Below are 15342 nucleotides of genomic sequence, written 5' to 3'. Positions count from 1 at the left end.
CGCGTCAGTGTCCGATGTGGACGTCGCCGCCGTTGGTGGTGACCTCGAGCACCGCCTTGGCGTTCGGGTCGTTGGTGACGTCGACCTTGGTGTCGTCCGGGTTGGAGTGGGTGATGACCTTGTACTTGCCGTCCGGCACCCGCAGCTCGACGTCGCCGCTGCCGGCGTTGGCCTTCACCGAGCCGGCGGTGGCCAGGGTGAGGCGGATGTCGCCGGAGCCGCTCTGCGCGAGGATCGCGCCGCCGCCGAGCTTGCTGCCGGAGACGTTGCCGGAGCCGGCCTTGAGGTCGAGCGCCGACTTGACGTCCTCGACCTTGATGTCGCCGGACGTGGTGACGGCGCGGACCGTCCCGCCGGCCCGGGTCACGGTGATGTTGCCCGAGCCGATGCTCACGTCGACCTTGCCGACCTCGGTGAGGCTGACGTCGCCGGAGCCGCCCTGGCCGGTGACCGCGGCGCCGGGCGGAGCCTCGATGTCGTAGGAGACCTCGCAGTTGGTACCGCACCCGCTGTGCAGCGTGAGGACGCCGCCGTCGACGTCGTAGGTCTTGGCGGTGCTGGGCTCGGTCTTGCCGTACTTCAGGGTCCGGTGGATGCTGACCTCGCCGGCCTTCCCGGACCGGACCGTCACGTTGCCGCTGCTGACGTCCAGCTTGATCGCCGTGACGGCGACCTTCTCGACGTCGTCGAGGCTGCGCCGGTTCGTCGCGCCGACGTCGCCACAGCTGTTGGCGAGGGCCACGAGGCCGATCGAGAACCCGGCCAGGCCACGCTGATATCGATTCTTGTGCATACTCCACGTATAACCAGTTTCTCTATCGCCGCTCTATATTCACGCGCTTCAGTTCATGCCCGCACCCGTTTCGAAGGGGATTCCCAGCATGATCGAAGAACGTCCAGTGCCGCCGGTGACCAGGCGCGCCGTACCCACGAGGATGGCGCCGCGCCTGATCACACCGGTGGACGAGAGCGGTCTCACGGCGCGCGCGGAGGTGATCGCCGACCCCAACGATCCCGTCTTCACCGGCCACTACCCGGGCTTCCCGGTGCTCCCCGGCGCGTTCGTCCTGGAGTTCGCCGACCAGGCCGTGCGCCGCTGGCTGGGTGACGAGCAGGCCCGCCTGGTCGCCGTCGAGCGCGCCCGCTTCCTGCAGCCGGTGTATCCGGGCGACCACCTGCAGCTCGACCTCGTCCTGACCCCGTCCGAGGACGGCCTGCGCAGCACGACGAGCGTCTCCACGTCCGCCGGCCCGGTGGCCGAGATCCGCCTCCGCCACGCGACGGGAGTCCTCGCATGACCACAAGCATCCCCGCAGTTGCCGAGCTCGCTGACATCACGGGAATCATGGACCTCTTCGGCCAGGCCTCGATCAAACGGACCATCCCGCACCGCCGCTCGATCCTCCTGGTCGACCGCGTCACCTCGGTCGACCCCGGCCGCACGCTGACGGCGGTGAAGGCGGTGACCGGCAACGAACCGGCCTACGCCTCGATGTCGCCGTCGGCTGACGAGAACGCCTACGCGTACCCGGTCTCGCTCCTGATCGAGTCCTGGGCCCAGGCCGCGGTCATCCTGGCCGCCTGGGACACCCCGAACCCGGACGTCCTGGCGGGCAAGGTCGAGCTCGCGGGCGCCATCAACGACCTGCGCGTCGGCGTCCCGGTCTACCCGGGCAGCGTTGTCGAACACCACGTCGAGCTCGTGAAGACCATCGGCGACACGTCGATCCTGTCGGGCCGCTCGACCTGCGCGGGCGAGCTGGTCCTGCAGGTCGCGAGCTTCGTCCTGGCGCTGCGCGACATGGCCGTCCTGCCCCGCCCGGACATCCCCGCCTGACCCACCGGCCATCGGCTCCAACAAATTCACAACGTTTCCGCAACGCCCGCCTGCAACGCTTGGCGCGGCCGGGGCTCGGGCGACCTGGTCCCGAGAGAGTTCGGGTCCCGGCATCCACGGACTGAGCACCCGCACGACGCGCGGTTCCCCAGCCGGCAGGCGGCCGGGGAGCCACGCCGCCGTGCGGGCCGCGGCCGTGCTCGGCCGGGTCGGGTGCCGCGGGCCCGTGGTCAGGCGAGGCTGATGTCGGGCGGGTCCAGCGGGTCGTCGGCGGGTGCCTGCCGGGCCGGGGCCGTGCGGCGGTTGCGGGCGGCCCGCCAGGACAGGCGGCCCAGGTACGCCAGCACGGCGGCCAGCACCAGGATGCCCACGATGCCCAGCAGCGCGCCCCAGCGCTCGCCTACGCCGCCGCCCGCGTCCGGCCGGGGCAGGACGCGGACCTTGCCGGCGGCGGCGGGCGGGGCCGCGGCGCTGCCGGAGGGCCGAGGTCCGGGGGCCGGCGGGCCCAGAGCGGTCAGGGCGGCGAAGGGGTCGATGATGCCGGCGCCGACCCGGTCGTCGTGGGTGGCGCCCAGGGGGACGGCTGTCGAGGTCAGGCGGTTGACCACCTCGGCCGCCGGCATGGCCGGGTAGCGGGAGCGGACCAGGGCGGCGGTGCCGGAGACCAGGGCGGTGGCGAAGCTCGTGCCGCTCACGCCCGCGTAGCCGCCGCCGGAGACCGGGGCGGTCAGGGCCTCACCGGGAGCGGCTATACCCACCCAGTCGCCCCGGTTGGACTGGGCCAGGGGAGTGCCGTCCTGCTTCAGCGCGGCCACGGCGAGCACGCCCGGGTAGGCCGCGGGGTAGAACTTCTCGGTGCCGTTCGAGGACTCGTTGCCGGCGGCGGCCACGACCACCACGTTGCGGCTCAACGCGTACTGGACGGCGTCGCGGATCGGCTGGCGGTCCACCGGGACGGCGAAGGAGAGGTTGAGGACCTGGCCCATGTCGGCGCCGGTGCGGATGGCGTTGGCGAGCATTTCGGGGGCGGCGTTGTCGATGCCGTCCACGAAGCGGACGGGAGCGATGGTGGCGGCCGGGGCCACGCCGATGACCCGGTCGTCGTCGCTCGGGCGGGCGGCGATGAGGGCAGCCACCGCGGTGCCGTGTGACGCTCCGTTGTCACCGCAGTCGCCCAGGCCACCGGCGATGCGCTGCCAGCCCGGCGGGGTCTGGGAGCCGAGGTAGTCGTAGCCGGCCGCGAGCGCGCCGCGCAGCTTCGGCTGGTCGCCGTCGACGCCCGAGTCCACGACCGCGACGGTGACGCCGGCGCCGGTCGAGAGTTCCCAGGCGCGCTCCAGGCCCAGGCGGGCGATCATCGGGTCGCGGGGCGCACCGGCGGGCAGCGGCTGGCCCGGGGCCGGTGGGTTGCGGCAGGGCACCGGGGCCAGCGCCGGTGCCGGGTTGAGGACCGGGGCGGCCAGGGCGGCCGTCAGCAGGCCGATGAGGAGCTTCACGCCCGCAGGTCCATCAGCGTCCGGTACACGTCCCAGACCGCCAGCGCCAGCGGCACGACGCCGAGCATCAGGGTCGTCTCCAGCACGTCCAGGCCGCGGGCCAGCCGCGGGGTCGCCCGCCGCCGCCCCGTGAGGCCCCCGATGACCGCGGCCAGCAGCGCGATCACGGCCAGCGCCGGGGCCAGGACGCCCACCAGGACCACCGGGTGGCCGGTGAACCGGACCACCAGGATGCCCGCGCCGGCCAGCAGCATGAGGGTCACCGACAGGACCGCGGCGGCCACCTGTTCACGCTCGCGGAACAGCCGTCCGCGCAGCAGTGCGAGCAGGGCGAGTACCCCCGCCAGCAGCCGCGACCAGAGCGACTGGTCGGCCGCCAGGACGAGCACGCCCACGGCGATGACCGCCTGACAGCCGGCGAGGAGGCCGGACAGCAGCTGCCGGGCGCGGGCCACCTGCCGCGTCGCCCGCTCCAGGTCGAGGCGGCCCGGGACCTGGCTGAGGTCCTCGGCGGTGCGGGGGAGGGGCTGGCGGGGGAGGCGGGCCGAGCGCAGGGCGATGGTCGGCAGCATCGTGATGGCGGCCAGGGCGAGCGGGGCGACGACGGCCGCGGCGGCCGCGGGGCGGGCCTCGGCCAGGATCGCGATGAGGGCACCGAGCGCGCCGGCGAGGCCGATGATGCCGAGGGCGGCGAACACGTGGTCGCCGCCGCCCGCCACGGCCGGTGCGACCGCGGCCACCAGCAGGACGGCGGCGCCGGCGATGAGCAGGTGCCCGCGGCCCCAGCCGCCGCCCAGGAGCTCGGCGGCGCAGAGCGCGGCGGCGGGCGCGGCCAGCGCGGCGGCCAGCGTCGCGGCGGGCTGGTCGTCGGCGGCCCGGGACATCGCCCACGCGATGGCCAGCAGCAGCGCGGCGACCCCGCCGGCCAGGGCGCCGGGCAGGACACCGCCGGCGGCGGCCAGGGCGCCGAGCGTGCCGAGCATTGCGACAGTGACGAGCGCCGCGCAGGCCAGGCGCAGCTCGCGGGTGGCCCACGGGCGGCGGACCCCGCCCTCGGCGATGAGCTCGACCACGTCGTCGTAGACCGGCGGCGCGGTGCGCTCGGCCGCGCTGTGCAGGATCAGCAGGCCGCCCTCGGGCACGCCGGCCTCGGACAGCGTCGTGTGCGGGTCGAGGCGCTCGGCGTCGGCCGTGGACAGCACCCAGCCGCCGGCCTCCGACTCGGCCTGGCCGGCCTGGCGCAGCAGCATCGGCAGCAGGCGGGCCAGCGGCACCGCGGACGGCACGGCCAGGTCCACCTGGACGCCGGGCGCGGCCAGCCGGATGCGGCAGAATGCCCCGCCGTGGCCGGTATCGGCCTTCGGTGGTACGGCAACACTCCGAGTCATTGCTCCCCCGTTGGCAATCCGGCCTGCTCGAACACTGTGTGACAACGGATCGTAGGGTAACTTCGTCGATCGAGGACTGCCACCGACCGCAGCGACGGTCACCGTACGTGACACGGGGGTGTCAAGTTGCCCACGACCGCGTTCCGGCGCCCGTCCCGGGTTCCGCGGCCGAGCGTGCCCGAGGGTGAGGTGCTGCTCCAGCCGCCGCCCGAGCTCACCAAGGCGGACACCGGCAATGTGTGGCTGACCGCGCTGCCCGCGCTGTCCGGGCTCGGCTCGGTGGCGTACCTCTTCGCCGCCCCCGGCAACCCGATCACGTACGTCGCCGGCTCGTTCTTCCTGTTCTCGTCCCTGGCGATGGTGGCCGGCTCGCTGCTGCGGGCCCGGGCCACCCAGCGCGCCGACGCCGAGAACAACCGCCGCGACTACCTGCGCTACCTGGACCGGATGCGCGAGCGGGTGCGGCGCACGGTGGACGCCCAGCGGGAGGCCGCGGCGTGGGTGGCCCCGCCGCCCGAGCAGCTGTGGGCGGCCGCGGCCGGTGCCCGGCTGTGGGAGCGGCGGGTGACCGACCCCGACTACGGCTGGCTGCGGCTCGGCGTGGGCACCCAGTATCTCGCCACCCGGCTCGTCCCCGGCGAGTCCGGGCCGGTGGAGGACCTCGACCCGCTGTGCGCCCTCGCGCTGCGGCGGTTCATCGCGAGCCACTCGGCCGTTCCCGAGCTGCCGGTGCAGCTGTCGCTGCGGCGCTACGCCGCGATCGCGCTCTCGGGCGACCGGGACGAGGCCCGCGCGCTGGCCCGGGCACTCGTCGCGCAGGCGGTGACCTGGCACGCCCCCGGCGACCTGCGGGTGGCCGTCTGCACCGGCGACCCGGAGGCGTCCGGCTGGGCGTGGGTGAAGTGGCTGCCGCACGCCCAGCACCGCACCGAGGTCGACCACGCGGGGCCGGTCCGCCTGGTCAGCCCGTCGATGACCGCCCTGGAGGAGTGGCTCGAGGACGAGCTGGCCAACCGGGCCGGGTTCAACCGGCACGCGGCCGTCGACCCGGACCTGCCGCACCTGCTCATCGTCCTCGACGGCGGCCTGACCACCGGCCAGGAGCTGCTGCTCAACCCGGACGGGCTGCAGGCGGCGACGGTCATCGACCTCGACGGGCGCACCGCCGAGCTGGTCCGCGGGCACGGCGTCGAGCTGGTCGTCGCCGACGGGCGGCTCGACACCCGGGTCGGCACCACGCTCACCGCGCTCGGGCGCCCGGACGGCCTGCACCCGGCGGTGGCCGCGGCCCTGGCCGAGCAGATCGCCGAGTTCCGCCTCGACGTGGCGACCGCGCAGGCCGAGGACCTGGCGACGGTCGACCAGACGCTGCCGGGCCTGCTCGGCGTCGACGACCCGGGCCACCTGGACCTGACCGCGCTGTGGGCGCCGCGCCCGCTGCGCGACAGGCTGCGCGCCCCGCTCGGCATCGCCGCCGACGGCGGGGTCCTCGAGCTGGACATCAAGGAGTCCGCGTACGACGGCATGGGCCCGCACGGCCTGGTCATCGGGGCCACCGGCTCGGGCAAGTCGGAGCTGCTGCGCACGCTCGTGCTGGCGCTCGCCTCGACGCACCCGCCGGACCAGCTCAACCTGGTGCTCGTCGACTTCAAGGGCGGCGCGACGTTCGCCGGGATGTCCGGGCTGCCGCACGTCGCCGCGGTCATCACCAACCTGCAGGACGACCTCACGATGGTCGACCGCATGCAGGAGGCGCTGTCCGGCGAGATGAACCGGCGCCAGGAGATCCTGCGCGCGGCCGGCAACCTGGTCTCGATCCGCGACTACGACCGGGCCCGCCAGCGCGGCGCCGACCTGCCGCCGCTGCCGAGCCTGTTCATCGTCGTCGACGAGTTCTCCGAGCTGCTGTCCCAGAAACCGGACTTCGCCGACCTGTTCGCCCAGATCGGACGGCTCGGCCGTTCGCTGGGGCTGCACCTGCTGCTCGCGTCGCAGCGGCTCGACGAGGGCCGCCTGCGGGGCCTCGAAGCCAACCTGTCGTACCGCATATGCCTGCGCACCTTCACCGAGCAGGAGAGCCGCACGGTGCTCGGCGTGCCTGACGCGTACAGCCTGCCCAGCGCGCCCGGCCACGGCTACATGCGGGGCGAGAGCGCGAACCTGCGCCGGTTCCGGGCGGCCTACGTCTCCGGGCCCTACGGCACCCAGGAGCAGGTCGGTGACCAGCTGCTGGGCGGCGGGCTCGAGGTGCGGGCGTTCCGGGCGGAGTACCAGGCGGCCCCGCCCGCCCCGGCCGAGCTGGGTGCGGGCTGGCCGGCCCCGGACCAGGACGACTCGGCGCAGACCGTCAACCTGGCCGAGGTCGAGAGCGGCGGCCCGACCGTGCTCTCGACGATGGTCGGCCAGCTGACCGGCCAGGGCACCCCGGCCCACCGCGTCTGGCTCCCGCCGCTGAACACCCCCGACACCCTCGACATGCTGCTGCCCCAGCTGCGGGTGCGCCCGGGCCGCGGCTTCGGCGCCGACCCGCTCGCGGCGCCGCTGAAGGTGCCGGTGGCCATCGTCGACCGGCCGTTCCACCAGCGCCGTGACCCGCTCTGGGTGGACCTGGCCGGCGCCGGCGGCCACGCCGGCATCGTGGGCGGCCCGCGCTCGGGCAAGTCGACGCTGCTGCGCACCCTGATCTGCGCCCTGGCGCTGCGGCACACCCCGGCCGAGGTGCAGTTCTACGCGCTCGACTTCTCCGGCACCCTGTTCGGGCTGGCCGGTCTGCCGCACGTCGGCGGGGTCGCGGGCCGCCAGGACGCCGAGACCGTCAGGCGGATCGTCGCCGAGGTCACCTCGGTCATCGAGGACCGCGAGCGGCGCTTCCGCGAGCTGGGCGTGGACACGATGGCCGACTACCGGCGGCTGCGCGAGGACGGCGGTGGCGGCGACGACCGGTTCGGCGACGTCTTCCTCGTCGTGGACAACTGGTCGGTGCTGCGGCAGGACTACGAGGACCTGGAGACGGCCCTGGTCAGCCTGGCCGCCCGGTCGCTCACCTATGGCGTGCACCTGGTGATGACCGCGAACCGCTGGCTCGACCTGCGCTTCGGCCTGCGCGACCTGATCGGCACCAAGCTGGAGCTCAAGCTCGGCGACGCGCTCGACTCGGAGATCGACCGCAAGGCGCAGCTGGCCGTGCCGGGCGACCGCCCGGGCCGGGGCGTCAGTGCCGATCGGATGCAGTTCCTGGCGGCGGTACCGCGCATCGACAGGCGGCGCCAGGTCGACGACCTCTCGGCGGGGATCAGCGGCCTCGTGCAGGCGGTCACCGACTACTGGGACGGCCCGGCCGCGCCCCGGGTCCGGCTGCTGCCGGCGCTCGTGGAGTTCGCCGACCTGCCGAAGGAGTCGCGGGAACGGGGCATCGTGCTCGGCCTCGAGGGGCGGCGGCTGCGCCCGGTCGAGTTCGAGTGGCGCGAGCCGGGCCTGGTCCTGCTGGGCGACGCGGAGTCGGGCAAGACGTCGACGCTGCGGGTGGTCGGCCGCCAGGTCGTCGACACCTGGCCGGCCAAGCAGGCGAAGGTGGTCCTGATCGACTACCGCCGGGGCATGCTCGGCGAGTTCGACGGCGAGTCGCTGCTCGGCTACGCGGCGAACCAGGCGCAGGCCGAGGACGTGGTGGCCGGCCTGGTCACCGGGTTCACCCGGCGGCTGCCCGGCGCCGACGTCACCCCGCAGCAACTGCGCAACCGCAGCTGGTGGACGGGGCCGGACGTGTACCTGCTCATCGACGACTACGAGCTCGTCACGTCGGGGGTCAACCCGCTGCTGCCGCTGCTGCCGTTTCTGTCCCAGGCCCGCGACATCGGCTTCTACCCGTACGTCGCCCGCCGGGCCGGTGGCGCCTCCCGCGCGCTGATGGACCCGTTCCTCGGCGCGATGCGCGAGCTGAGCTTCCCGGCGGTCGTGATGAGTGCGCCGCGTGACGAGGCGCCCATGTTCGGTGTCCGGCCCGCCTCCCTGCCGCCGGGCCGCGGCACGCTCGTGCATCGGAAGTTCGGCACTGTACCGGTACAAATGGCGCGTCTCGATGCTCGTCCGGAAACGGTTTGATCAAAGTTTCCTCAGGTAAATCTTTAGATGGCCCCAAGTGGTTGCCCGGGGTCGATATATTGACAGAGGTGTCTGACGGGGGTGCCGGTTTGTTGAAGGTCTTCACGATCCTGCGGTCCGCAGCCGTGGCGACGGTGGTCATCGCCCTCGCTGCCGCCTGCTCGGACGAGCCCGCACCGCAGACCGCGCCGAGCGCGGGCGTGACCTCGACCCAGCCGGCTCCGGCGCTCTCCCCGGCCACGCCCTCCGCCTCGGCGGCGGCGTCCCCGTCGGGATACACCAAGCCGCCCTCGCGCAACCTCACCCGGCCGGCCGGCGTCGCGCCGATCTCCGGCTCGACCTGCACCTACGCTCAGGGCGACATCCACATCTTCGCCGCCTCGTGGGCCTCCAACCAGGTCAAGTGGGTGCAGCGGGGACAGAAGGTGCCGGACGACACGTGGGCCGAGACGGTCAGCGTGACGGAGGGTTACCACGGGGGCATCGCGACGACGCGGTCCCGGCTGAAGGACGCGAAGGTGCCCGAGAGCTTCGTCGTGTACAGCGACCTCGCGGACGCGGACGCGGCGATCTCCGAGGCCGTCGCGGCGGCCAAGGCCAAGGACGACTCCAAGGTGCTCGCCGTCTACGCGAAGGCGCGCACCGCGGAGGACCATCTGACCGAGTCGTGCTCGGCTCTGCAGTGACCGACCGGCAAGCAACCCAACCCTGAGGAGGGTACGAAGTGTCCGGTGCAAAGATCGATCTGGCGGCCGTGCTGGCCGCCGAGAACGTCGTGAGCGGCGCCATCCAGGAGATGGAGGGCGTGACCCAGAAGATCCTCGCCCAGGCGGGGCTCAGCGAGGCGGCCATGAAGGCGCCGGCGGGGCAGATCACCTCGTCGACGTTCAACGGCCTCGGCGGCGGCGGCAAGGCCCTGTCCGAGACGCTCGGCCAGCTCCAGGCCGACCTGGCCAAGCTGCGGGCGACCGCGGAAGCCGGCTCCGACCAGGCCACCCAGGCCGCCCGCAACGGTGCCGGCGCGTCCGTCGCGTCGGGTATGTGAGAGAGGGGCCACCACTATGACCAGCAGCTACATCGAGTTCAAGAACGAGGACATCGCGAACATCGCGAACATCACCGGAAACTCCCAGGCCGACTGGGACCGGATCTGGGAGGGCGTGCGCACCCGCCTCAACGGCGTGGTCTCCGAGGCCCTCGACGCGCTGACCGGCTCGTCGCTCGACGAGCGCTCGGCGCAGTACCACGCCAAGACGCAGCAGTACACCGCCGACCTCAACCAGCAGAAGGTCGCGGTGCACAACATCGGCAACATCTCGGTGGACACCAACCAGCAGATGAGCCGGGTCATCGCCGGCTGACAACACGCAGAGCGGGCCGGGGCTCACCCGGCCCGTAAGGTCCTGTCGCCTGGAGGGAAGACGTGGGCGAGTCGTACGGATGGACTGACAACGGCCGGCAGGTGTTCGACCCGCTCCGCTTGGAGCAGGCCGCCGCCGAGATACGCAAGAACCAGAAGCCGGCCGATCTGCAGGCGCAGTTGCTGAGCAACCTCATCCCCGAGGCCGCGTTCGGCGACATCGGCGGCGGCCCGGCAGCGTTCGCCCGGCTGTCCGCGGCCTACAAGTCGATGGCCGCGGAGCTGGAGAAGGTCGGGATCGACATGACCGACCTGGCCAGCCGCACGCTCGCCGCGGCGCAGCTGGCGCACGCCGTCGACCCGGCCACCCAGGCGGCGGCCCGGCACGGCCAGATGCTCGAGTAGACCGGAGCGAACATGGGTTACGACTACTGGACGGCCAAGGAAAAGATCGAGAGCGGTGAGCCGTACTCGCTCGAGTCCGTGGCCACCACCTGGCGCAACTTCGCCGAGGCGCTGCGCACGGCCGCGGGCCACCTGCAGGGGACCGCGGACAAGGTCACCGCGCAGTACGGCGAGCCGTACCAGAACTTCGGTGACCGGGCCATCCCGGTGGCCGGCTGGATGAGCAACGTCAGCGGCTACGCCACCGCCGTCGCCGAGGGCCTCTCGAAGGCGTCGACGACCGGCAGCCAGGCCCAGATGACGATGTACGAGGAGAGCTACGCCTTCAACGCAGCCGTCGACAAGATCGTCGGGCCGGAGGACGCGCTCTCGGTCGGCCGCGCCCAGGCCATCCAGCGCCGGGAGGAGCAGGCCGCGCAGGTCCTCAACGCCGAGCTGACCAAGTGGACGGCGGCCTACAACGCCTTCCAGCCCGGCGCGCTCGACTCCGCCCCGACCCGGGCCGGCAGCGGCTCGGCCGACAACGGCGGCGCCGGTGGCAGCGGCGGCACCGGCGGTAGCGGCGGCGCCCAGCCGCTGTCGAACGACACCAACGGCAATGGCAACGGCAACGGGAATGGCAGCGGCGCGGCGGCGGCCATCGTCGGCGTCGGTACCGTCGGCGCGGGGACGACGACGACCGGCAACGGCACGCAGGTCGGCAACGGGCAGTTCCCCGGCTCGTCAGTGGTCGGCCCCGGCGACGGCGACTTCGCCGGCTGGGTCAAGGACCCGCGGACCGGCTACCTGATCGACCCGACCACCGGGCAGGAGTTCGACCCGACGACCGGCCGCTGGATCGACCCGGTCACCGGCAAGCCGTTCGGCGACGTGGAGCAGTACGCCAACCGCCTCGAGGGCCTCGAGGGCGGCAACCCGGCGACCGGCCTGCTCGGCGGCGCGCCCGGCCTCAGCCCGGTGCTCGCCGGCGGCGGGGGCGGCGGTGGCGGCCTGACGGGGCTGTACGGCGGGCTGCAGCCGCCCAGCCTCGCGCCCGGCAACCCGGCCGCACTGCAGCTGCAGCAGCAGGCCGCCGACAAGATGGCGGCGAAGGCGTACGCGGCCGAGCAGCTGGCGCTCAAGGAGGCCAGCCAGGGCGGCCGCCCGTTCGTGCCGCCGATGCAGGGCGGCCTGGCCGGCGGGCCCGACAGCGGCCGTGGCGCGAACCGGCGCCGGTCGCTGATCACCGAGCCGGAGTCGACCTGGACCAACCGGGGCCTGGCCCGGACCCTCGGCCGCGGTGGCGGCGGCGGTGGTGGCGGGCGGGGCTTCGGCGCCGCCGAGGAGCCGCCGCTCGGGGCCGGGTCGAGCGCCGCGGCGCGGGCCAACGCGGCCCGGGGCCGGGCGGGTCGCCTGCCCGGCGAGCCGATGGAGCCGGTCGCGGGCCGGGCCGGGGCGGCCGGCCAGAGCGGCGGCCGCGGCTCCTACCTGCCGCCGACCCAGGCCGGCGGGGCCGACGAGCGGGCGGGCAAGCGGCGCAAGCGGCCCGACTGGCTGGTCGAGGACGATGTATGGTCGTCGGGCCAGCAGGCCGGCCCGCCCGTGCTGGGCGAGGACTAGGAGGAGGTCGCCGTGGCGGACATGGCGTACGACACCGAGCAGCTGCGGCAGGGCGGCCGGATCAGCCGGCAGGCCAGCCAGGCGGCCGACACGGCCGGGCAGACGGTCAGCGGGACCCTCGTCTCGGCGGGCGCGTTCGGCGACGTCGGCCCGGCCGGCGCGCTCGCCAACGTGCTCGACCAGGCCAAGGCCGAGCACGCCCGGGGCGCGACGACGGCGTCGGTGAACACCGACGTCTCCGGGCAGCGGGCCGACGTGACCGCCGACGCCGGCGACACCCTCACCCAGGTCACCACGGTGGCCGCGCAGAACGGCGTGTCCCGGTCGGTGGCCGACGGGATGGCCTGAGCTCCCGAACGCGCTGGACGGGAGGCCGGGGACCGCGCAGGCGGTCCCCGGCTCCGTCTATTTGGCGCCCGGGATCAGCGGCTCGGTGGTCTTCGAGTCGCCCTTGTTGTCGGGGACCTGCTTGTCCACGTAGGCGCCGTCCCACTGGGTCGGCTCGTGGTACTGGAAGCGGGTCTCGTCGCCGTAGTAGATGCGGTACTGGTCGTCGGAGTTGGTCCAGTTGCCGCCCGAGTCGCTGAGCGAGCCGACCTGCAGCGGCTGGGTGCCCGACGCGGACTGCGAGAACTGGGCCTGGGAACCGCCCCCGTGCTGGTCGGTGTTCGACTCCGTGCCGCCGATGAGCTGGTCGATCGTGTGCCCGCCGAGCTGCTGGGTGTAGGGCTGCTGGCTGTTGTAGATGTCCTGCACCACCGACTCCGGGTACTGCCCGTCGGAGTCCATCCTCACCTGGACCACGTTGCCCGAGGCGTCGGTGTAGGTGATCGGGTGCCCGGCCCGGGCGTTGGCGTCGATCGTCATCGCGACCATGTTGTCCGTGGCCCGGGCGTGGGCGGCCGCGTCGGCGCTCTGGGCCTTGGAGAGGTCGCTGATGTACCCCTGCAGGTTCGTCAGGTAGGTGTTCTGGTCGGGCGCCTTCGGCTCCTGGATCGCGGCATCGGTGATCATGCCGAAGGCGGTCGAGCCGACGTCGAGCGCCGTGCCCACCCCGGTCGGTAGCGTGACCAGGCCGGCCAGGTCGAACACCGTGCTCACGGCCTTGACGTAGCCCTGCTTGACCTCGTAGTCGGACATCTGCTGCGCGTAGGCCAGGTCCTCGGCCATCTTCTTGCGCTGGTCGTCGGACGCGCCGTCGTGGGCCATGTCGAGCAGCACCCCGGCCGCCGCACCGTCGGTCATGGCGTTGAGCCGCACGGCGTTGTTCATCGCCTTGACGTACTCGGGGTCGTGCGGGTCGGTGTGCCCGGCCGCCATCGCCATCTGCAGGTAGTCGCTGCCCCGGGTCAGCGTGGCCTCGCGGAAGTGCGTGTAGATGTCCTTGTCGCTGGCCGCGACGAACTTCAGGAAGTTGCCGCGGGTCGCGTCGTCCATCTGGAAGCCCGAGATCGTCTGCCCGTTGGGCAGCGTGATCGTCTGGACGTGGTTCGGGCCGGTGTCGTAGTTGGCGAACGAGTCGAGGTAGAAGACACCGACGTTCGCGATGGCGCCCTTGACCTGTGTGTTGGCCATCTTCGCCAGGCCGTCGTAGTCGGTGGCCGCGTCCTGCACGATGGCCAGGCCGGCCTGGGCCGCCCGGGTGTCGTCGAGCCCGTGCCCGCGCAGTGTCGCCGACACGATCACGTCGGCCGCGCCCTGCCCGGACTGCCAGTTCATGCCCATGACCTCGCGGCGCTCGGCCGCGTTGTTCACGATCCAGGAGTTGGTGTAGTCGCGGTTGCGGGCCACCACGCCGAGCGCGTCGGAGGACAGCTCGTCCGGCATCAGCTTGTTGAAGTCGGCCTCGGAGAGCTCGGGGCCGCCGTAGCCGTACGCCTTCGCGATCGGGTAGTCCGCCTTGTAGTTGGCGTACATGACGTTGATCTGGTGCTTCCAGCGCAGCGACGAGTCCTTGAGGTGCGAGGCCAGGTCGGCGCTCGGCTTCACGTCGTCGCTGGAGTAGTCGTTGAGCAGCCCGGTGAACCCGGCCGCGGCCAGCAGCGCCGGGTCGGTCTTCGGCGGCCACGGCTCGGGGAGGTGCCGCTCGCCCGGCGTGGCGAAGAAGCCGGCCTGGTTCGCCGCGTCGGTGACGCCGAGGTTGCTGGCGATGATGTCCCGGGCCGACTTCGGCAGCTCGTCGTAGGGCACGTTCTGCGAGAGGTTCAGGAAGCCGTCGCCGACCCGGCTGACCATCTGGACGAACGGGTCCTTCTGGTTGGGCTTCTCGCCCGGCTTGACCCCGGCCGTCTTGTCGGCCCAGTCCTTGATCTCGCCGAAGTGCGGGGTGACGGCCTCGTAGTAGCCCTTGAGCCAGTTCTTCTCGGCCTCGCTCAGCGCGACGCCGGCCTTCGCCTTCTTGTTGAGCAGGTCGAGGTACTGCGTGTTCTGCGCGAAGGCGGCCTTGGCCGCGTTGGGGTCGGTCAGCTTCGTCGCCGCGACCGTCCCGTTGGCGGCGGCCGTCGGGTCGGGCACGTCGACGTCGCCCGGGCCCTCGTCGAGCGCGTTCGGCGGGATGTACCCGAGGTCGGCCATCGACTTGAGGTGGTCGGCCAGATACTTCTCGTAGTCGGCGATGGACTTCGTCAGTGGCACGCCGGCGTCCTTGACCTTCTGCACGGCCCGGTCCAGGTACGGCTTCATGAACGACTGCCGGTCCTGCTGGAACTCCGGCAGGTTGTGCATCCGCCGGACCTCCTGGTTCCACTCGCCGATGATCCCGTTGACGTCGCTGACGAGCGTCTGGATCTGCGTGTTGGCGGTCGCCGTGCGCTGCGACAGGTCGCTCGCGGTCTCCGACAGCAGCCGCGCGATCTTGCCGAGGTTCTCGCCCTTGTTGCCCAGCGACTTGGACGCCTCGGCGACCTGCGCGTTCACGTCGATCGGCGTCGCGTTGTTCACCTTGTATCCGTCGCCGGCCGTCTCGAGGCCCTTGGTGGCCAGCGTGACCGCGTCACCCTGCTGGGCCGCCGCCTGGTTGAAACCCTTCGCCATCGCGTAGATCTCTTCCGGATCCCCGGCGGCGAACTTGGCCTGCAGCTTCCAGGGGTCCACCCCGGCGGCCGCCACCAACGACTCCTGCGAAAAATCGGCCATCGACGCTCCCCGTGTCGGTAC

At 72.9% G+C, this 15342-nt stretch carries 13 protein-coding genes; 9 read left to right on the top strand and 4 right to left on the bottom strand.

Annotation, left to right across the window (positions count from 1 at the left end):
* Window positions 1–4: 4 nt before the first annotated feature.
* Complete coding sequence (locus tag Dvina_RS38545; protein WP_223094668.1) at window positions 5–793, bottom strand: DUF4097 family beta strand repeat-containing protein; 789 nt, start codon at window positions 791–793, stop codon at window positions 5–7.
* 166 nt (window positions 794–959) lie between these two features.
* On the opposite strand from Dvina_RS38545, the gene Dvina_RS38540 reads away from it, so the two are divergent.
* Both Dvina_RS38540 and Dvina_RS38535 read left to right on the top strand, forming a co-directional pair.
* Entirely contained in the window at window positions 960–1298 is a 339-nt protein-coding gene (locus Dvina_RS38540; protein WP_223094666.1) for a 3-hydroxyacyl-ACP dehydratase FabZ family protein, read from the top strand.
* Window positions 1295–1837: a 3-hydroxyacyl-ACP dehydratase FabZ family protein gene (locus Dvina_RS38535; RefSeq protein WP_223094664.1), complete on the top strand. Its 543-nt coding sequence runs from the start codon at window positions 1295–1297 to the stop codon at window positions 1835–1837. Before Dvina_RS38540 ends, Dvina_RS38535 begins: the two co-directional genes overlap by 4 nt.
* Before the next feature lie 230 nt (window positions 1838–2067).
* Here Dvina_RS38535 and mycP read toward each other — a convergent pair whose 3' ends face one another.
* Window positions 2068–3333, bottom strand: a complete 1266-nt coding sequence (mycP, locus tag Dvina_RS38530) for a type VII secretion-associated serine protease mycosin (RefSeq protein WP_223094661.1) — start codon at window positions 3331–3333, stop codon at window positions 2068–2070.
* Entirely contained in the window at window positions 3330–4721 is a 1392-nt protein-coding gene (gene eccD, locus Dvina_RS38525; RefSeq protein WP_223094659.1) for a type VII secretion integral membrane protein EccD, read from the bottom strand. The genes mycP and eccD overlap by 4 nt, the downstream gene beginning before the upstream one ends.
* A gap of 126 nt (window positions 4722–4847) precedes the next feature.
* On the opposite strand from eccD, the gene eccCa reads away from it, so the two are divergent.
* The 7 genes from eccCa (at window position 4848) to Dvina_RS38490 (ending at window position 12534) form a co-directional block, all read left to right on the top strand.
* A complete protein-coding gene (gene eccCa / locus Dvina_RS38520; RefSeq protein WP_223094657.1) occupies window positions 4848–8822 on the top strand; it encodes a type VII secretion protein EccCa in 3975 nt (1324 codons plus the stop codon).
* Window positions 8823–8890: 68 nt separating this feature from the next.
* Entirely contained in the window at window positions 8891–9508 is a 618-nt protein-coding gene (locus tag Dvina_RS38515; protein ID WP_223094655.1) for a hypothetical protein, read from the top strand.
* 38 nt (window positions 9509–9546) lie between these two features.
* Window positions 9547–9867 carry a hypothetical protein gene (locus Dvina_RS38510; RefSeq protein WP_223094653.1) on the top strand — a complete coding sequence of 107 codons (321 nt, stop codon included), beginning with the start codon at window positions 9547–9549 and terminating at the stop codon, window positions 9865–9867.
* A gap of 16 nt (window positions 9868–9883) precedes the next feature.
* The gene (locus Dvina_RS38505) at window positions 9884–10183 is read left to right on the top strand and encodes a hypothetical protein (RefSeq protein WP_223094651.1); all 300 of its coding nucleotides are present in this window, start codon (window positions 9884–9886) and stop codon (window positions 10181–10183) included.
* A 62-nt stretch (window positions 10184–10245) separates the two neighbouring features.
* Window positions 10246–10587 carry a hypothetical protein gene (locus Dvina_RS38500; protein ID WP_223094649.1) on the top strand — a complete coding sequence of 114 codons (342 nt, stop codon included), beginning with the start codon at window positions 10246–10248 and terminating at the stop codon, window positions 10585–10587.
* A gap of 12 nt (window positions 10588–10599) precedes the next feature.
* Entirely contained in the window at window positions 10600–12186 is a 1587-nt protein-coding gene (locus tag Dvina_RS38495; protein WP_223094647.1) for a hypothetical protein, read from the top strand.
* A 12-nt stretch (window positions 12187–12198) separates the two neighbouring features.
* Entirely contained in the window at window positions 12199–12534 is a 336-nt protein-coding gene (locus Dvina_RS38490) for a hypothetical protein (RefSeq protein WP_223094645.1), read from the top strand.
* Between the two features lie 57 nt (window positions 12535–12591).
* On the opposite strand, the gene Dvina_RS38485 is transcribed toward Dvina_RS38490, so the two are convergent.
* On the bottom strand, window positions 12592–15321 hold the full coding sequence (locus Dvina_RS38485; RefSeq protein WP_223094643.1) for a putative alpha/beta hydrolase: 2730 nt from the start codon (window positions 15319–15321) through the stop codon (window positions 12592–12594).
* Window positions 15322–15342 lie beyond the last annotated feature (21 nt).

The sequence above is a fragment of the Dactylosporangium vinaceum genome, assembly GCF_019904175.1.
GTDB classification, from domain to species: Bacteria; Actinomycetota; Actinomycetes; order Mycobacteriales; family Micromonosporaceae; genus Dactylosporangium; species Dactylosporangium vinaceum.
The sequence above is the reverse complement of the archived record's forward strand: the minus strand, read 5'-3'. Positions and strand labels throughout refer to the sequence as shown.